This window comes from Mesorhizobium sp. L-8-3, assembly GCF_016756615.1.
In the GTDB taxonomy this organism is placed as follows: Bacteria; Pseudomonadota; Alphaproteobacteria; order Rhizobiales; family Rhizobiaceae.
Genome location: NZ_AP023262.1, coordinates 4477889 through 4495634, shown reverse-complemented (window position 1 = coordinate 4495634; position 17746 = coordinate 4477889). Strand labels below are relative to the sequence as shown.

The following is a 17746-nucleotide window of genomic DNA, read 5'->3' as shown; positions in this document are numbered from 1 at the left end:
CCCCTCCCTACTTGGCCGCGGACCGAAGTTGCGCCAGATGGCGCCGGAAGATCGCCAACGCGGACATCAAGTCACTTTGCTGACCGCCCCCATAGTGCCAGGTCCAGTATCTCGACCGCGCTTCTGCAGTTCAGACAACCCCAGCCAAGTCGAAAAGCGCATCAGCCATACGCGGCACACAATGCCAAGAGCCCCTCGACTTGTCTTTCTCCCCCGTTTCGCGTCCCTATAGGGCCCGTCAACGAAAGGAATCGAATGTTCCGAGTTGCTGCCGCGCTGATCCTGCTGGTTTTGGCCACCGCCGCCGAGGCTACGGAAGCCGGCTGGGCGCTCCTTCGCGACGGCGGTCATGTCGTGCTGCTGCGCCACGCCATGACGGCGGGCTCCGCCGATCCGGCCAAGGTCGATCTCGACGACTGCAGGAGCCAGCGCAACCTTTCCGAGCGCGGCAGGCAGCAGGCCCGCAAGATGGGCGCTTTGTTCGCCGCCCGCGCGGCCGGGATAGAACTTGCACTGGCGAGCCGCTATTGCCGTACGATGGAAACGGCACGGCTCGCCTTCGGCGAGCGACCCACCGAGGCCTTCGAGGCCTTGGACGTCCCGTCGTCCGACCCGACAGAGGCTGAGGCACAGAAGGCCGCGGTGATGAAGGAGATCAGCGGCTTCCGCGGCTCCGGCAACATGGTGATGGTCACCCATCTGGAGAACATCACCGCCCTGACCGGTCAGTCCGCCCGTGAGGGCGAGGCGCTGATCGTACGTCCGGACGGCGAGACCCTTCATGTGCTCGGCCGCATCGTCTTCAACTGACCCCTGCTCCGCCGCGCGTATCCGACGCCTTGCCGGCCGGACCGCGACTGTTGCAACGCAACAAGGCGACGTACCGGAAGGCTGGGGTTCAACCCGCTTCGGCGTCGCCTGGCTGTTCGCGCGTGGCAACTTCGCCCTTTTCCTGCCGGAAAAAACCGATTAGAGAGCCGAGCAAATCATGAAGACTATTCCCCCGATTGCAGAGGGACGCATCGTGCCATCCACATTCGACCGAGTTGCCAAGATCATATCCGATACGAGCGAGATCGACATCGACACGATCACGCCGGAAAGCCACACGATTGACGATCTGGGCATCGACAGCCTTGATTTTCTCGATATCGTCTTTGCCATCGACAAGGAGTTCGGCATCAAGGTGCCGCTCGAGAAATGGACGCAGAGCGTCAATGACGGCAAGGTTCCGACCGAGGAGTATTTCCTGATGAAGAACCTCTGCGCCAAGATCGACGAACTGGTGGCCGCGAAGGCTGCCTGATCGCAGGCGACAGAGCCCTTCATGAGCAGCACCCACGACGTCGTCATCACCGGCATCGGCCTCGTCTCCTCGCTGGGCGAAGGTGTCGATACGCATTGGGACAGGCTTTCTGCCGAAGGTGCCGCTCCGGTGCTCGACGCGGAGCGTTTCGCGCCCTACACGATTCATCCGCTGCCCGTCATCGACTGGAGCCTGCAGATCGCCAAGCGCGGCGACCAGCGCCAGATGGAAACCTGGCAGCGGCTGGGCACCTATACGGCCGGCCTCGCGCTCGACGATGCAGGCATCAAGGGCGACGAAGCGCTCTGCTCGACCATGGATATGATCGTCGCGGCCGCCGGCGGAGAGCGCGACGAGCAGGTGGACGCGGCGATCCTCGCGGCCTCGGAAACGCGCGACGACACCGAGGTGCTGATCAACGAGAAGCTTACCACCGAGCTCCGGCCCACGCTGTTCCTGGCGCAGCTCTCGAACCTCCTGGCGGGCAACATCTCCATCGTTCACAAGGTGACGGGGTCCTCGCGCACCTTCATGGGCGAGGAAGGCGCCGGCGTCGCGGCGATCGAGACGGCGGCCGCCCGCATCCGTTCCGGCCAATCGAGCCATGCGCTCGTCGGCGGGGCGTTCCAGACCGAGCACCCCGACATGTTGCTCGGCTACGAGTTCCGCGGTTTCCTGCATCGCGCGCCCTGGAAGCCCCTGTGGCAGCGGTCGGGAACGGAAGGCGGCGGCGTCGTCACCGGCTCGGGCGCGGCCTTCCTCGTTCTGGAATCGCGCGAACATGCCGAGCGGCGCGGACGCAAGATCTATGCGACCCTGGCGACGACGATCTCTGACAGGGTTAGGCGCCGGTCGACCGATCTTGCCGCGGCGATCGGTGCGATGCTCGACAAGGCGGGGCTGCCTGCCGGCCCTCTGCTCGCACTTTCCGGTGCGTCGGGCGCGCATGAAGCGACCGCGGCAGAGAAAGCGGCATTCGCCGCACGCCCTGATATCGCCGCACGCGGCTTCAGCAATCTCACCGGCCATCTCAAGGAAGCGCAGTTCCCGTTCGCGGTCGCCTTGGCTGCCCTGACAATCGACCGCGGTTCTGCCTATCCCGCATTCGATGCGCAGACCGAGCCGGCATTCGATGGCGTGCCCGAGGCGGCGCTTGCGACCGCGGTCGGCTTTTTCCACTTCGAGGGCATGGCGCTGCTTACAGCGCCGCGTTGACAGGAAGCGAGGTCGTCCATGGCGAACATGACGGACCATATGGGACGCAAGGTCGTCGCCGTGACCGGCATCGGCGTGGTCACGTCGCTCGGCGCCGGCAAGAAGGACAATTGGGATGCGCTGACCTCGGGCCGTTCCGGCATCCACGCCATCACCCGGTTCCCGGTCGACCATCTCAATACGCGGATCGCCGGTACCGTCGACTTCCTGCCGGCGAGCAACGGCGGCGCCAGCGCGTTGACCTATGAGCTCGCGGCCCTGACGGCGGAAGAGGCGCTCGCCGAGGCGCAGCTCGGCACATCCGATTTCGGCGGCCCCCTGTTTCTTGCTTCGCCGCCGGTCGAGCTGAGCTGGAAGGACCGTTTCAGCCTCTATCATTCCGGTAACGGTAGCACAGGCTACGACCGTCTGCTCGAGGTCGCCCGCGGCCTCAACTCGACCGAGGTCTTCGATTCGGTGCAGTTCGGTACGATCGCCGAGCGATTGTCGGACCGTTTCGGCACGCGCGGCCTGCCGATCACGCTGTCCACGGCCTGCGCCTCGGGCGCCACCGCCATCCAGCTCGGTGTCGAGGCGATCCGCCGGGGCGAATGCGACCGGGCGCTCGCGATCGGCACCGACGGCTCGGCGACAGCCGAGGCGTTGATCCGTTTCTCCTTGCTGTCGGCCCTGTCGACCAACAACGAGGTGCCGGAAAAGGCGTCCAAACCCTTCTCGCGTGACCGCGACGGATTCGTGCTGGCCGAGGGGTCGGCTGCGCTTGTCCTGGAATCGCTGGAAAGCGCGCTGGCGCGCGGCGCCACGGTTCTCGGCATCATGCGCGGCTGCGGCGAGCGCGCCGACGATTTCCACCGCACCCGGTCCAAGCCCGATGGGTCCCCGGCAATCGCGGCGGTTCGGGCAGCGCTCGCCGATGCCGGCCTCGCCGAGGACGAGATCGACTATGTCAACGCCCACGGTACTTCGACGCCAGAGAACGACAAGATGGAGCATTTGTCGCTGGCGACCGTGTTCGGCGAACGGATGCGCTCCATTCCGATCTCGTCCAACAAGTCGATGATCGGCCATACGCTGTCGGCGGCGGGCGCGATCGAGGCAGCCTTCTCCTTCATGACGATGCGCGAAGGCGTCATCCCGCCGACCATCAACTACGACAATCCCGACCCCGCGATCGAGCTCGACGTCGTGCCCAACGTCAAGCGTTCGGCCGAGGTGCGCACGGTGATCTCGAATTCCTTCGGCTTCGGCGGGCAGAACGCCTGCCTTGTCATGGCTCGCGAACCGGTCTAGAGCATCGGACCCGAAAGTGGGTACCGGTTTCGGGATAAATCCGATGCTCAAACAAACAGATGGAGCGGCAGCACCGATCCTCTCGGTGTGTCCGCCGCTCTAGGCCACCATTCCTTCGCACATAGCCGTATTATCCGACCCGGAGCTTCGCCATGCGCGCATTGCAGTTGATCGAGGACCGCAGGCTCGAAGCCGTGGACTTAGCCCCCCCGCCTCCGCCCGCACTCGGCGAGGTCACGGTGCGCATCAAGGCCGTGGCGCTCAACCATATCGACGTCTGGGGCTGGCGGGGCATGGCCTTCGCCAAGCGCAAGCTGCCGCTGGTGATCGGCGCGGAGGCCTCGGGCGAGGTCGAGACCGTCGGCCAGGGCGTGTCCGACTTGCTGCCGGGACAGCTCGTCTCGATCTATGGCGCACGCACCTGCGGCCTCTGCCGAGCCTGTCGCGAAGGTCGCGACAATCTGTGCGAACATGTTGCCGGTGTTCACGGCTTCCATCTCGACGGCTTCGCGCAGGAACTGATCAATCTGCCGGCGCGGCTCCTGGTACCCGCCCCTCCCGGGGTCGACGCGATCGGCGCTGCAGTCGCGCCGGTGACCTTCGGCACGGTCGAGCACATGCTGTTCGACAATGCCCATCTCGAACCCGGAGAAACTGTGCTTGTTCATGCCGGCGGCTCCGGCATAGGCACGGCCGCCATCCAGCTCGCCAAGCGCATGGGCTGCACGGTCATCACCACGGTCGGCTCAAACGACAAGATCGCCAAGGCCCAGGCGCTGGGCGCCGACCATGTGATCAACTATCGCGAGGACCGGTTCGAAGGCGTCGTGCGCAAGCTCACCCGCAAGAAGGGCGTCGATGTGGTGTTCGAGCATGTCGGCGCGGATACCTGGGCAGGTTCCATGCTGTCGCTGAAGCGCGGCGGACGGCTGGTGACCTGCGGCTCGACGTCTGGCGTGTCGACGTCGATCAATCTGATGCAGCTCTTCCAGCAGCAGCTCAAGCTCCTCGGCTCGTTCGGCTGCCGCATGGAGAACATGGCGAACGCCATGCAGAAGATGGCGACCGGGCTGGTGCGGCCGGTCATCGACACCGAGGTGGATTTCGATTCCATCGACGCGGCGCTGAAACGCATGGAAGGCCGCGACGTCTTCGGCAAGATCATCCTTCGCGTCGCCTGAGATAACGACTAGATGAGGCCCCTGACGATCCGCATCCTTCAGCGGTTGAGATTGCTCAATCACTGGATGGTCGCCCAGTTCGCCCGTTTCGGTCTGGCCGTATTGAAGCGGTTGCCCGCGGACAAGGCGCTCAACTTCGCCGACCGCTTCGCGCGCCGGGTCGGCCCGTGGTTCGGCCGCCATCGCGTCGCGCTCAACAATCTGCGGCAGGCCTACCCCGAAAAGAGCGAGGAAGAGATCCAGCAGATCGCCTCCGACATGTGGGGCAACATGGCGCGGCTCGCGGCCGAATATATCTTCATCGAGCAGCTTTTCGACTTCGTGCCATTCAAGGAACCGCCCGGCCGGATCGAGGTTTCGGGCATCGAGATCTTCGAGCGCATCGCGGCGGAGAACAGGCCGCATATCATCTTCACCGGCCATATCGGGAATTTCGAGTTGTTGCCTGTGGCGGCGGCCACCTTCGGCCTGAAGGTGACCGCGATGTTCCGGGCGCCCAACAACCCCTTCATCGCCGACTATGTTTCGGAGACGCGCAAGTCGGCGATGGGCGACCTGCTCGCCTCCCGCGCCGGCGCCGCGCTCGCTCTGGCCCGTATCCTGGATGCCGGCGGCAATGTCGGCGTCCTCGTCGACCAGAAATTCGCGCATGGTGTGCCCACCACCTTCTTCGGCCGCAAATGCGAGACCAGCCCGCTGGTGCCCAAGCTCGCCCGCCAGTTCGATTGCGACGTCTACCCGGCCCATTGCATGCGGCTACCCGGCAACCGCTTCCGCCTCGTGCTCGACGAAAAGCTCGATCTGCCGCGCGACGAGACGGGTCAGGTGGACGTAAGCCGGACCACGCAGCTCCTCAACGACGTGGTGGAGAGCTGGGTCCGCGAGAACCCCGGCCAGTGGATGTGGTTCCACAAGCGTTGGAACATGGCCGGCCCGAAGCGCAGGCCGGCCCCGCGATCAGCCTGAAGGAGCTCGCCCGACAGCGTGCGGCGGTTTCGGGAAAAAGACGAGCATGCAGCGCTCAGCCGCCGTAGTAGTTCATCACGGCGTGGCGAGCGCTTGCGAAGAACAGCCAACGTTCGACAAGCACCCCGGCGAGAAAGGAGATCGCGGCGGCACTGGAGAGCGCAATGGCGACGCCCCCTCCCGTCACAATCCCCAGGATAAGAAACAACGCCGGCGCGAACCCGCCGAGTGCAAGCGCGAGGCGCCGCAGCTTGGCGGCATGTTTGCGGGCGACGCGAAAACCCATCTCGCGCGTCAGGTAGTTCTCGTTGACATGCGGCCGCTCGAACAGATGCACGCGGCCGATGAAGCCCAGCCCGGTCGCGCTTTCCGGCGTCGACAACGGCGTCAGCCCATCGAGGCGCCGCCACCATAGGATCTTGGCGACCCAGGCCGCAACGAGGAGAACCAGCGCGGCCGCAAGCATCGGCACGGCCATCGATCCGCCTGCTACCGCGAAGACACCGGCCAGCATTGCCCCTCCGGCCGCGGCGAACAGCAGATAACACGCCGGCGTCAGGGGCGTGTGCCAGGCATCGACCGACTTCAGCGAGGCATAGATCATGGCCGTGCAGTAGACCGTGCCCGCCGACAGCAGCGAGCCCAGCAGGCCATGGAACCAGAAGTAGCGTCCCTCGAACACCGACGCCCAGGCCGACCATACCAGCGGCACGAAGGTCAGGATCGACATCACCCCTTCGCGTGACAGCCAGCTCGACCGCCATTGCGAGAAGGCCCGCCAGGCGCGCTGCGGATTTCCGAGATGCAGTGTCGACGACGAAAGCCCCGCGGCGATCAGCAGAAGCGCAAGGATATGGGCAATGCCCGTCGAGGTCGCGGCCGGGTCGAGCAGGCCGAGCCCGAGCACTGCCGCCAGCCCGTAGCCGAGGCCTGAAAACGTGGTGAAGACGATGATGGAGGGTGCGGGATGCATGGCTAACCGGCTGACGAGAGGAAAGAATGCCGGCTGGCGTCGCGTTCCTTCGCGCCCCCCTCTGTCCTGCCGGACATCTCCCCCACAAGGGGGGAGATCGGCTGTCTCCGGCCTCTCGCCCATCCAGGAACGTTGCAGATTGGCGAAAGCCGGGCGGCCGGCCAATCTCCCCCCTTGTGGGGGAGATGTCCGGCAGGACAGAGGGGGGCAACATAGAGCGCCGTACTGAAATGCATGATCGCCATCAAATCCGGTCCAGCATGCCGTCGAGCCATGCGAAGAAGCCCTTTGCGCCTTCCGTGTTTTCGGCGAGCGGCAGCGAGGAGGCGCTGGCGGCGAGTGGCTTGCGTGGCCGCGGCGGAAGGTACTTGTTGACCGGTCTCGTTCCCTGCTCCGGCATCAGATCCATGCCGCCGCGCTCGCTGACCATGACGGAGACGGCCGAGGCAGGGTCACCGAGATCGCCGAAATGGCGGGCATTGGCCGGACATGTACGAACGCAGGAAGGAATCCGGTCCACCTCCGCCAGCGTCTCGTTGTAGATCCGGTCGATGCAGAGCGTGCATTTTTTCATCACGCCGGCGGCGACGTCCATCTCGCGGGCGCCATAGGGGCAGGCCCAGGCGCAGAGCCCGCAGCCGATGCACTTGTCCTCGTCCACCAGCACGATGCCGTCGGCATCGCGTTTATAGGACGCGCCCGTCGGGCACACGGTCACGCAGGGCGCGTCTTCGCAATGAAGGCAGGATTTGGGGAAATGCACGATGCGGGCCTGCCCCGCTTCTCCAACGATCTCGCCGCCTTCGGGCACCACTTCGAAACTATGGACCCGATTGAGCCAGGCGCCCGAGACATCGGCGCCGTAAGGATGCTGGTCGGATAGCGCGCTGCCATAGCCACCGGTGTTCCACTCCTTGCAGGACACGACGCAGGCATGGCAGCCGACGCAGACGTCGAGGTCGATGACCAGCCCGAGCTTCCTCGGCGATCGCGCGGCCGGCAGGCTGGTCATTCGGCCCACTCCTGCCCGTAGCGCAATTCGTTCGGCCGGTTTCCGAGATCAGGCTCCGACAGTTCGGGCAGATGCGGCTCGCTTATTTCGGCCGGCTCGGCCTTCTCGATCCGCACGCGCAGGTCGTACCAGGCCGCCTGACCGGTGACCGGGTCGGAATTCGACCAGCGCTGGCCGTCGCCTTTCGGCGGCAACAGCTCATGGATGAGATGGTTCACCAGGAAGCCCTTGCGCGCTTCCGGCACGTCGCGGTCCAGAGCCCAGGCGCCCGAGCGCTTGCCGATCGCATTCCAGGTCCACATCGTGTCGCGATTGATCGCGTCGCTGCGCGCGATCTCGACCTTGATGCGCCCGTGATGCGAGATCACCCAGGCCCAGTCTCCGTCCTTCAGGCCATGCGCCTCGCAGATCGCTCCGGGCACATAGAGCACGTTGCGGGTGTGAATCTGGCGCAGCCAGGCGTTCATGGACCCCCAGGAGTGATACATCGCCGCCGGCCGCTGCGTGATCGCGTGATAGGGAAAATCCCCCTCGCCCAATGCGGCCTCCTCCAGCGGGCGGTACCATTCGGGGAGCGAATGGAAGGCGCCGAGGATACGCTGCCGGTATGCCTCCGGCGCCAAGGGCGCGCGAAGCCCTTCGGCGGACAGGCGGAATTTCTGCAGCGTCTCGGAATAGAGCTGGAAGGTTACGGGCTGCGGCTTGTCGAAGAAGCCCATGCTGACGGCGAAGTCCTGGTACGCCTGGTTGGCGTGCTTGAAGAACTGCGCCTCGAGCGGGATATGCACGGAGAAGAACGACCCATTCTCGATGTAGCGCTTCAACTGGTCCGGATTGGCCGCCCCGCGCCCCGCACGGTCGCCCTTGACGCCCCGGAACCCCGCCAGCGGACCGATGCCGGGGCGCCGCTCGTGGCGGACGATATAATCGGCATAGTCGGCATAGATCGCCTTGCCCCTGCTGTCGACGAAGCCCGGCAGTCTCAGCCGTGCGCCGAGATCGAGCAGCACCGTCTGGAAACCGCGAACGTCGCGATCGGGCTCGACGACCGGCCAGCGGATCGCATCCTGCACGGCATCGGGCTCCGAGATCGGCCGGTCGAGCAGCGAGATGCAGTCGTGCCGCTCCAGATAGGTCGTGTCGGGCAGGACGAGGTCGGCATAGGCGACCATCTCCGAGGCATAGGCGTCGGAATAGATGATCCTCGGGATGCGATATTCGTCCGTCTCAGGATCCTTGTCCTCCAGCATCCGGATCACGCCCGCCGTGTTCATCGACGAGTTCCAGGCCATGTTGGCCATGTAGAGGAACAGCACGTCCACCGGATAGGGATCGCCGGCATGGGCGTTGGCGATGACCATATGCATGAGGCCATGGGCCGAGACCGGCGCATCCCAGGAAAAGGCCTTGTCGATGCGGGTCGGCTTGCCCTCGGCGTCGACGAGCAGGTCTTCCGGCCCGCGTGGAAAGCCGAGATGCGGCCCCGACAGCGGCTTGTTCGAGCCGAAATGCTCGGCCTTGCCATGCGGCGTCGGATGGGCCTCGAGGGGCTTCGGATAAGGCGGCTCGAAACGGAACCCGCCGGGACAGTCGACGGCGCCGATCAACACCTGCAGCATGTGAAGCGCGCGTGCCGTCTGGAACCCATTCGAATGCGCCGAGATGCCGCGCATGGCGTGGAAGGAGACCGGACGGCCCACGAAGGTTTCGTGATGGACGCCGTGCACGTCGGTCCACGACTGGTCGACGGTGATCGTCTCCTCGAAGGCCACGCGCGCGATCTCGGCGGCCAGTCCGCGAATGGTCTCGGCCGCGACGCCCGTCTCGGCCGCGACGGCCTCCGGCGCATATCTGGGATCGAGATACTTCTCGGCGAGCAACTGGAACGATGGCGCCGCGAAACGGCCATCCTCGAGCTGGTAGCGTCCCGACAGGGCGGAATGCGCCCCTTTGGTGCCATGCGGGACGATCCTTTCCGTCACGGTCTCGTAGACCAGCGCCCTGCCCTCGGTGTCGCGCGCGAACAGCCCGTGCTCGGCCGTATCGGGTGCGTCGATGACCAGCCAGGGCGCGTTCGAATAGCGGACGAGATAGTCGACATCGATCCTGCGTGCCCGAAGGAGCTCATGGACGAGCGCCAGGATCAACAGCCCGTCGGTTCCAGGCCGGATTCCGATCCAGTTGTCGGCCACGGCGGAGTAGCCGGTGCGCACCGGATTGACCGAGACGAAACGCGCGCCGCGCTGCTTGAGCTTCGAGATGCCGATCTTGATCGGGTTGGAATCATGATCCTCCGCGACGCCGAACAGCACGAAGAGGCGGGTCCGGTCCCAATCGGGCGCGCCGAATTCCCAGAAGGCTCCGCCGATGGTCATGATGCCGGCTGCCGCCATATTGACCGAGCAGAAGCCGCCATGAGCGGCATAGTTGGGGGTACCGAACTGCTGCGCCCAGAAGCCCGTCAGCGACTGCGACTGGTCGCGCCCCGTGAAGAAGGCGAGCTTCTTCGGGTCGGACTGGCGCACCTCGCCCAACCAGGTCGTGGCGAGCGACAGCGCCTCTTCCCAGGAGATCTCCCTGAACGTGCCCGAGCCGCGCGGGCCGGTCCGCAGCAGCGGCGCGCGCAGCCGCGCGGGCGCGTAATGCTGCATGATGCCGGCGGAACCCTTGGCACAGAGCACGCCGCGGTTCACGGGGTGATCGCGATTGCCTTCGATGTAGCGGATCTTGCCGTCCTTGATGTGGACGTCGATGCCGCAACGGCATGCACACATGTAGCACGTGGTCTTGCGCACTTCGTCGCCTACCGGCTTGGACAGCGCCACGCGCGAGTCGGTATCCATCTGCGATGCTCCCTGCGCCCGAGTCCTACAGAGCGGACCCGCGAAAGGAAATGGCCGAAGGCGTCAATCCACGCCGCTGCACCCCAACGTGTCGACATGAGCGCCGGCGGCCGGCCGGCACCCTTGCGCGGAGATCGTCAGTTCGACACGATGATGCGTGTGTTGCCCGGCCCGAACTCCTTGACCAGCGCGTAGAAGCGCGCCGCGTTCTGCGTGTCGAGCCTGACGCAGCCATGCGAGGCGGGCGATCCGAGCCGCGACACGGCATTGGTCCCGTGGATGGCATAGCCGCCATGGTAGAACACCGAATAGGGCATCGGCGAATTGTCGTATTTGCGCGAGCGCCACATCTTGTGGAGCCGGGTCGGCCGCCAGGTGCCGCGCGGCGTGACATACCCCTTGCGAGCCGTCGAAACGCGCCAGGTATGGATGATGCGGCCATGTTTCGTGACGGTCATGGTCTGTGTCGAAACATTGATCCTGGCGACGAGACCCGCCGAGTAGGCTTCCGTCGAAATTCCAGAAAAGGCCAGAGCAGCCGCCATGAATAGTATCTTGTACATTCAAATGAACCTTTCTTCCCAAGCTTTTCGTCCATTTCGGAAGAAGCGGCAAAAATCTCTACACGGGGTAAATATTCTGTGGCGAATACGCAACAATAACGATTGAACCGCCCGGAAGTTGCGCCATTGCGTCGGGAGACTTTGCGCCACGGAGCAACCGAGGATTGCGCCATCGCGGCGACTTCCATTGACAGGGTGGAGGACAGGCATAGTCTCCGATCACGCCCCTGGAAGACAGCGAGGCTGTTCCGGTCGGCGCGGCGTGATCACCATGCGAGGCACTGCCGGAAAGGATCAAAATGCAACATGATGGAGCACTTGCCGGCCTGAGCCGGCGTCAGTTGCTGTCGCTGATCGGGCTGACGGCTGGCACCGCCGCCATGTATCAGGCGATGTCCAGCCTCGGGCTCGCGCAGGAGTCGGGCTACAAGGGACCGGTCAAGCTCGAAGGGGACCCGAAGGGTGCCTCGGTGCTGATCCTCGGTGCCGGCCTTGCGGGCATGACGGCCGCCCTTGAGTTGCGCCAGGCCGGCTACAAGGTGCAGATCCTTGAATACAACGAGCGCGCCGGCGGCCGGAACTGGACCTTGCGCGGCGGCGACACCTATACCGAACTGGGCGGTGCGACCCAGAAGTGCGAATTCGACGAAGGCCTCTACATCAATCCGGGCCCTTGGCGCATTCCGTATCACCACAACGGGCTGCTTGCCTATTGTCGGCGGCTCGGCGTGACCCTGGAGCCCTTCCAGCAACTCAACCACAACGCCTTTCTGCATTCCAGCAAGGCCTTTGGCGGCAAGCCGCAGCGCGTCCGCGAGATCAAGACGGACTTCCGGGGCCACGTATCCGAGCTTCTGGCCAAAGTGACCCAGAAGGGCGCACTCGAAGGAGACGTGACCAGGCAGGACCAGGAGATGCTGCTGGAGGCGCTGCGCTCCTGGGGTGCCCTCGACAAGGATTACGCCTACAGGGAAAGCCTGCATACGGCGGAGTTTCGCGGTTTTGCGAAAGACCCTGGCGGCGGCCTGGGCGCGGCGCCCGTGCCCGGCAAGCCGATCGCGCTTGCCGACATATTGAGCTCCGGGCTCTGGGACAGCCTGGCCAATTTCGCGCTCTACGAATTCCAGACCACCATGTTCCAGCCGGTCGGCGGCATCGACATGATCGGCAAGGCCTTTGCCAGGGAGGTCGGCGACCTCATCCAGTATGGCGCCAAGGTCACCAGGATCGCGCAGGACGACAAGGGCGTCACGGTGACCTACGAGGAGACCAGGAACCCCGGCTCGACCAAGCAGGCAAGTGCCGACTGGTGCGTGTGCACGATCCCGCTGAGCATCCTCAGCCAGATCGAGATCAACGTGTCGGCGCCGATGCAGGCGGCGATAGAGGCCGTGCCCTATGTGTCTTCGGTCAAGGTCGGCCTCCAGTTCAAGCGCCGCTTCTGGGAAGAGGACGATCTGATCTTCGGGGGCGTCAGCTACACGGACCTGCCGATCACCCAGATCTCCTATCCCAGCACCGGTTTCAACAAGGGCGGCAAGGGCGTTCTGCTCGGCTGCTACACTTGGAACGGGCCGAATTCCTACGAATTCACGTCCATGGCGCCGGAAGAGCGGGTCAAGCGCGCGGTGGAATACGGTTCCCAGATCCACCCCCAGTACAAGGACGAGTTCGAGAACGGCATCGCGGTAGCTTGGCACCGATCGCCCTTCACGCTCGGCTGCGCCGGCGACTGGACGGACGAGGCACGCAAGGAGCACTACGACAATCTCTGCCAGATCGACGGGCGCATCGTGCTCGCGGGCGAGCACGCTTCCTACATACCGGCCTGGATGGAAGGCGCGATCCTGTCGTCGCTCGACGCCATAACCCGCCTGCACCAGCGTGTCGTCTCGGGTTGACGCCGTGTCGACGCGATTTTCCGCGACTCAGACAGCGAGGGATGTCATGACCCAGCACACTTCCGCACGCATAGGCCTTGCCTTGGCGTTCGCGGCCTGCGCCGGCTCCGGCGCCTTGGCAGATTCGGCCGGCGTCACCGTCAGCCAGGGCGACAAGTTCAGCCAGCAGACCGGAGAGGCACTTTATGCCAATGTCTGCACGGCATGCCATATGGACCAGGCGCAGGGCGCGGTGGGTGCCGGCAAATATCCGGCGCTCGCCAAGAATGAGAACCTGGAGGCCGGCGGATACCCGGTCTATGTGATCCTGCATGGGTTGAAAGGCATGCCGCCCGTTGGCCAGATGATGAGCGACGAGCAGGTCGCCGCCGTGGTCAACTATGTCAGGACCCATTTCGGCAACGACTACACGGACGAGGTGTCGGCGCAGGACGTTGCCGACGCCCGGTAGAGGCGACAGGATCCGGCGTGCCGGTTTCCCCTCACTCATCGATAGAAGGAGCATGCAACATGAAGAATTCGCGGATCGCCGCCGCCACGCTGGCTGCCGGCCTTTTTGCCGCCAGCGGCGCACTGGCCGACGAGGTCGTGCGCCACAGGATCCCGAACTCCGATTTCCCGATCGCGCAGGCGGTCGAGGTCCCGGCCGGGAAGACGACCGTCTATGTCAGCGGCGCGGTGCCGACCGCAATCGACGAAAAGGCCGACAAGAACAGCGTGGCGGCCTATGGCGACACCAGAACACAGACCGAGACCGTGCTGAAGGCGATCGACAGGACACTCCAGGGGCTCGGCTTGACGATGGGCGACGTCGTCAAGATGCAGGTCTTCCTGGTCGGCGATCCCGCCAAGGGCGGCAAGATGGATTTCGCGGGTTTCATGGAGGGTTATGTCAAGTTCTTCGGAACCAAGGAACAACCGAACCTGCCCTCACGATCGGCTATGCAGGTGGCGGGGCTTGTCAATCCCGGCTTTCTGGTCGAGATAGAGGTAACGGCCGTCCGGCCCTGACGAAGCTGAAGTGCCCGTGCCCTGAATGCGCAGGCGCCAGGCTCTCACCAGCCGCAATGGAATCCGCGCAAGGCGCCGCCGGCCGCGCCTCGCCGCAAGGTTTTTGGAATGTACGACAAGCTCTTCGAAACGATTGACGGCCAGGTAGACGACCTGGTCGAGCTCACGGCCGACCTCATCCGCTTTCCGACCGTGAACCCTCCGGGCGAAGCCTACACGCCCTGCGCCGAATACATCGGAGAACGCCTGAGGAAGCAGGGCTTCGGCGTGGAGTTCGTCCGTGGAGAAGGCACGCCCGGCGACACCGATCGCTATCCGCGCACCAATGTCGTGGCCCGCTTCGACGGACGCGGACCCGGACCGACGGTGCATTTCAACTCGCATATCGACGTGGTCGAGGCCGGAGAAGGCTGGACCGTCGATCCCTTTGGCGGCGTGGTCAGGGACGGCCGGGTCTATGGCCGCGGCGCCTGCGACATGAAGGGCGGCCTCGCCGCCTCGATCATCGCGGCCGAGGCCTTCATTCGTGTCAATCCCGATTTCTCCGGTGCCATCGAAATCTCGGGAACCGTGGACGAGGAATCGGGCGGCTTCGGCGGCGTCGCCTATCTTGCCGGCAAGGGCTATTTCTCGAAGCCGCGTGTCGATCACGTCATCATCCCCGAGCCGCTCAACAAGGATCGCATCTGCCTCGGCCATCGCGGCGTGTGGTGGGCGGAGATCGAGACCAAGGGCGAGATCGCGCATGGCTCGATGCCATTCCTGGGCGACAATGCCGTGCGTCACATGGGTGCAGTGCTCGCTGCCTTCGAAGCCGAACTGTTCCCGGCCCTCGACCGCAAGCACACCCGGATGCCCGTGGTGCCTGAAGGCGCGCGGCGCTCGACCATGAACATCAACTCGATTCATGGCGGGCAGACCGAGGATTTCCGGCCGGGCCTCCCCTCGCCCAATGTGCCGGACTGGTGCCGGCTCACCATCGACCGTCGGTTCCTGCTCGAGGAGGACATCGCCGAGGTGAAGGGCGAGGTCACGTCGATCCTCGAACGTCTGAAGCGTGAGCGGCCAAAATTCGACTACAAGCTGCGCGACCTGATGGAGGTCCAGCCGACCATGACGGAGCGCGACGCGCCGGTCGTCACCGCGGTGGCGCAAGGCATCCGCGAAATCTTCGACCGCGAGCCAGACTATGTGATCTCCCCTGGCACCTACGATCAGAAACACGTCGCCCGCATCGGCCACATCTATGACTGCATCGCCTACGGGCCTGGCATCCTGGACCTGGCGCACCGTCCCGACGAATGGGTCGGCATCACCGACATGGTCGAATCGGCCAAGGTCATGGCGATCGGCCTCGACGTCCTGCTACGCGGCGGCTCGGGCCTGTCTTCCAAGGCGAACTGATCGGCGTGACCACACGGTTCGGGCGAAATGGAAAGCGATTTCGCCCGCCCGGCGGGCCGCGCGATATCAGCGATTTACTCCGACCGAAATTCCGGCTTCAATCGCGCCATTCATACTTGGGGAGTTAGGTTATGAAAGCTTGGAAGACCATTCTCGCGGCGACCGCGCTGGCGCTCGCGTCGAGCACGGCGGCCTTCGCCGCACGCACCGACCTCGTTCTCGGCATCACGCTCGAGCCGCCGCATCTCGATCCGACGGCGGGTGCTGCAGCGGCAATCGACGAGGTGCTCTACGCGAACGTCTTCGAAGGCCTGACCCGAATCGGCTCCAAGGGCGAGGTGCTGCCGGCGCTGGCGGAAGGCTGGACCATTTCGGACGACGGCAAGGTCTACACCTTCAAGCTTCGCACCGGGGTGAAGTTCCATGACGGCAGCGACTTCAACGCCGACGACGTGAAGTTCTCGCTCGACCGGGCACGGGCCGACAATTCGACAAACGCTCAAAAGGCCCTGTTCGCGGCGATCGATACGGTCGAGGTCGTCGACCCCGCAACGGTGAAGGTCACGCTCAAGCAGCCGCAAGGCTCCTTCCTCTACAATATGGGCTGGGGTGACGCGGTGATCGTCGCGCCGGAATCGGCCGAAACCAACAAGGACAAGCCTATCGGCACCGGTCCGTTCAAGTTCGACAACTGGGCCAAGGGCTCCGCGATCACCCTGGTCAGGAACACCGACTACTGGGGTGAACCGGTGGCGCTGGAGAAGGCCGAATTCAGGATCGTTCCCGATGCGGCCGCCGCCATTCCCGCTCTGCTTTCCGGCGACGTCCAGGCCTTCCCGAATGTCGGGGTGGGCGACGCGCTGCCGCAGATCCAGGCCGATCCGCGCTTCAAGGTGGTGATCGGCGCGACCGAAGGCGAGACCATCCTGTCGACCAACAACAAGAAGCCGCCCTTCGACAATCTGAAGGTCCGTCAGGCGATCGCCCATGCCCTCGACCGCAAGGCGATCATGGACGCTGCATCCTCCGGCCTGGGCACGCCGATCGGTTCGCATTTCTCCCCGGCCAATGCCGCCTATGTCGACCTCACCAGCACCTATCCTCACGACGTCGCCAAGGCCAAGGAACTGATGAAGGAGGCCGGCCTCGAGAACGGCGTCAAGGCGACCCTCAAGCTGCCGCCGGTCGCCTATGCCCGCGACGGCGGACAGGTGATCGCCTCGGAACTGCGCGAGATCGGCATTGATCTCGAGATCATTCCGGTGGAATGGGCGGACTGGCTGAGCCAAGTCTTCAAGAACAAGGACTACGACTTGACGATCGTCTCGCACACCGAGCCGAACGACATCGGTATCTATTCCCGCAAGGACTATTACTTCAACTATGACAACCCTGCCTTCGACAAGGTGATCGAAGAACTCGATCTGACCTCGGACGAGGCCAAGCGGATGGAACTCTATAAGCAGGCGCAGAAGATCCTGGCCGACGATGCGGTCAACGGCTTCCTGTTCGAACTGCCCAAGATCGGCATATGGGATGCCAAGCTGGAAGGGCTCTGGGAGAACTCGCCCATCCAGGCCAACGACCTTACCAAGGTGAAATGGGTCGACTGACGTCTCTTGGTAAGCATGCGAAACTACCTTTCTCCGGTCTGCCGGCCGTCTCCCCCGATCCGGGGGAGACGCGCGCACATATTCGCCTGTCGGATGAGGAGCTCTTTCCCAGGCGTCGGCGCCGCCCCTCATCTGCCTGCCGGCACCTTCTCCCCGCATTGCGGGGAGAAGACCGCCTGCCGCAGTGACGGCGTTCAATCTGCTATGCTGACGATTGGCGAAGCCCGTGGCGACATCGATCTTCTCCCCGCAATGCGGTTATGGGACGCACACATCGCGAAAGTACCCCTCATCCGACCTCGCCCTTTGGGGCGAGGCCACCTTCTCCCACAAGGGGAGAAGGTTGGAGCCTGGCTTGGCCGGCCCTTCAAATCGTCAACTTATGCGATTAGCTGCGACGTTGCGGGAGCCTTCCCTTCTCCCCTTGTGGGAGAAGGTGGCCGCGCGAAAGCGCGGTCGGATGAGGGG

At 64.5% G+C, this 17746-nt stretch carries 15 protein-coding genes; 11 read left to right on the top strand and 4 right to left on the bottom strand.

All coding sequences use genetic code 11. From position 1 onward, the window contains the following. The first annotated feature begins 255 nt into the window (after nucleotides 1–255). The 6 genes from JN302_RS20800 (at nucleotide 256) to JN302_RS20775 (ending at nucleotide 5958) form a co-directional block, all read left to right on the top strand. Nucleotides 256–810 (top strand): histidine phosphatase family protein, encoded by a 555-nt coding sequence (locus JN302_RS20800; protein ID WP_202304620.1) that lies wholly within the window; start codon nucleotides 256–258, stop codon nucleotides 808–810. 214 nt (nucleotides 811–1024) lie between these two features. Next, nucleotides 1025–1306, top strand: coding sequence for an acyl carrier protein (locus tag JN302_RS20795; RefSeq protein ID WP_202314920.1), 282 nt, complete (start codon nucleotides 1025–1027; stop codon nucleotides 1304–1306). 21 nt (nucleotides 1307–1327) lie between these two features. After that, nucleotides 1328–2521: a beta-ketoacyl-ACP synthase gene (locus JN302_RS20790; RefSeq protein WP_202328852.1), complete on the top strand. Its 1194-nt coding sequence runs from the start codon at nucleotides 1328–1330 to the stop codon at nucleotides 2519–2521. Nucleotides 2522–2539: 18 nt separating this feature from the next. Continuing rightward, entirely contained in the window at nucleotides 2540–3811 is a 1272-nt protein-coding gene (locus tag JN302_RS20785; RefSeq protein ID WP_202328851.1) for a beta-ketoacyl-ACP synthase, read from the top strand. Nucleotides 3812–3963: 152 nt separating this feature from the next. Then, nucleotides 3964–4992, top strand: a complete 1029-nt coding sequence (locus JN302_RS20780) for a zinc-binding dehydrogenase (protein ID WP_202328850.1) — start codon at nucleotides 3964–3966, stop codon at nucleotides 4990–4992. A 12-nt stretch (nucleotides 4993–5004) separates the two neighbouring features. Continuing rightward, a complete protein-coding gene (locus JN302_RS20775) occupies nucleotides 5005–5958 on the top strand; it encodes a lipid A biosynthesis lauroyl acyltransferase (RefSeq protein ID WP_202328849.1) in 954 nt (317 codons plus the stop codon). 55 nt (nucleotides 5959–6013) lie between these two features. Here JN302_RS20775 and JN302_RS20770 read toward each other — a convergent pair whose 3' ends face one another. The 4 genes from JN302_RS20770 to JN302_RS20755 form a co-directional block, all read right to left on the bottom strand. After that, nucleotides 6014–6931: a dimethyl sulfoxide reductase anchor subunit family protein gene (locus tag JN302_RS20770; RefSeq protein WP_202304614.1), complete on the bottom strand. Its 918-nt coding sequence runs from the start codon at nucleotides 6929–6931 to the stop codon at nucleotides 6014–6016. 244 nt (nucleotides 6932–7175) lie between these two features. Then, on the bottom strand, nucleotides 7176–7943 hold the full coding sequence (locus JN302_RS20765; protein WP_202328847.1) for a 4Fe-4S dicluster domain-containing protein: 768 nt from the start codon (nucleotides 7941–7943) through the stop codon (nucleotides 7176–7178). Beyond that, complete coding sequence (locus JN302_RS20760; RefSeq protein ID WP_202328845.1) at nucleotides 7940–10786, bottom strand: molybdopterin oxidoreductase family protein; 2847 nt, start codon at nucleotides 10784–10786, stop codon at nucleotides 7940–7942. The genes JN302_RS20765 and JN302_RS20760 overlap by 4 nt, the downstream gene beginning before the upstream one ends. 137 nt (nucleotides 10787–10923) lie before the next feature. Further along, nucleotides 10924–11349, bottom strand: a complete 426-nt coding sequence (locus JN302_RS20755; protein ID WP_202304610.1) for a L,D-transpeptidase — start codon at nucleotides 11347–11349, stop codon at nucleotides 10924–10926. Between the two features lie 299 nt (nucleotides 11350–11648). Between JN302_RS20755 and JN302_RS20750 the strand changes: the two genes are divergently transcribed. From JN302_RS20750 to JN302_RS20730, 5 genes are all read left to right on the top strand, one after another. Beyond that, nucleotides 11649–13250: a flavin monoamine oxidase family protein gene (locus JN302_RS20750; RefSeq protein WP_202304609.1), complete on the top strand. Its 1602-nt coding sequence runs from the start codon at nucleotides 11649–11651 to the stop codon at nucleotides 13248–13250. Nucleotides 13251–13296: 46 nt separating this feature from the next. Then, a complete protein-coding gene (locus tag JN302_RS20745) occupies nucleotides 13297–13701 on the top strand; it encodes a c-type cytochrome (RefSeq protein ID WP_202304607.1) in 405 nt (134 codons plus the stop codon). A 59-nt stretch (nucleotides 13702–13760) separates the two neighbouring features. Further along, nucleotides 13761–14261: a RidA family protein gene (locus tag JN302_RS20740; RefSeq protein ID WP_202304605.1), complete on the top strand. Its 501-nt coding sequence runs from the start codon at nucleotides 13761–13763 to the stop codon at nucleotides 14259–14261. 108 nt (nucleotides 14262–14369) lie between these two features. Continuing rightward, a complete protein-coding gene (locus tag JN302_RS20735; RefSeq protein ID WP_202328843.1) occupies nucleotides 14370–15665 on the top strand; it encodes an acetylornithine deacetylase/succinyl-diaminopimelate desuccinylase family protein in 1296 nt (431 codons plus the stop codon). 131 nt (nucleotides 15666–15796) lie between these two features. Then, nucleotides 15797–17278 (top strand): ABC transporter substrate-binding protein, encoded by a 1482-nt coding sequence (locus tag JN302_RS20730; RefSeq protein WP_202328841.1) that lies wholly within the window; start codon nucleotides 15797–15799, stop codon nucleotides 17276–17278. Nucleotides 17279–17746: the final 468 nt, after the last annotated feature.

Coding starts and splice junctions, on each gene's coding strand:
- JN302_RS20800 (WP_202304620.1), top strand. CDS start 256: ATGTTCCGAGTTGCTGCCGCGCTGATCCTGCTGGTTTTGGCCACCGCC.
- JN302_RS20790 (WP_202328852.1), top strand. CDS start 1,328: ATGAGCAGCACCCACGACGTCGTCATCACCGGCATCGGCCTCGTCTCC.
- JN302_RS20785 (WP_202328851.1), top strand. CDS start 2,540: ATGGCGAACATGACGGACCATATGGGACGCAAGGTCGTCGCCGTGACC.
- JN302_RS20780 (WP_202328850.1), top strand. CDS start 3,964: ATGCGCGCATTGCAGTTGATCGAGGACCGCAGGCTCGAAGCCGTGGAC.
- JN302_RS20775 (WP_202328849.1), top strand. CDS start 5,005: ATGAGGCCCCTGACGATCCGCATCCTTCAGCGGTTGAGATTGCTCAAT.
- JN302_RS20770 (WP_202304614.1), bottom strand. CDS start 6,931: ATGCATCCCGCACCCTCCATCATCGTCTTCACCACGTTTTCAGGCCTC.
- JN302_RS20765 (WP_202328847.1), bottom strand. CDS start 7,943: ATGACCAGCCTGCCGGCCGCGCGATCGCCGAGGAAGCTCGGGCTGGTC.
- JN302_RS20760 (WP_202328845.1), bottom strand. CDS start 10,786: ATGGATACCGACTCGCGCGTGGCGCTGTCCAAGCCGGTAGGCGACGAA.
- JN302_RS20755 (WP_202304610.1), bottom strand. CDS start 11,349: ATGTACAAGATACTATTCATGGCGGCTGCTCTGGCCTTTTCTGGAATT.
- JN302_RS20750 (WP_202304609.1), top strand. CDS start 11,649: ATGCAACATGATGGAGCACTTGCCGGCCTGAGCCGGCGTCAGTTGCTG.
- JN302_RS20745 (WP_202304607.1), top strand. CDS start 13,297: ATGACCCAGCACACTTCCGCACGCATAGGCCTTGCCTTGGCGTTCGCG.
- JN302_RS20740 (WP_202304605.1), top strand. CDS start 13,761: ATGAAGAATTCGCGGATCGCCGCCGCCACGCTGGCTGCCGGCCTTTTT.
- JN302_RS20735 (WP_202328843.1), top strand. CDS start 14,370: ATGTACGACAAGCTCTTCGAAACGATTGACGGCCAGGTAGACGACCTG.
- JN302_RS20730 (WP_202328841.1), top strand. CDS start 15,797: ATGAAAGCTTGGAAGACCATTCTCGCGGCGACCGCGCTGGCGCTCGCG.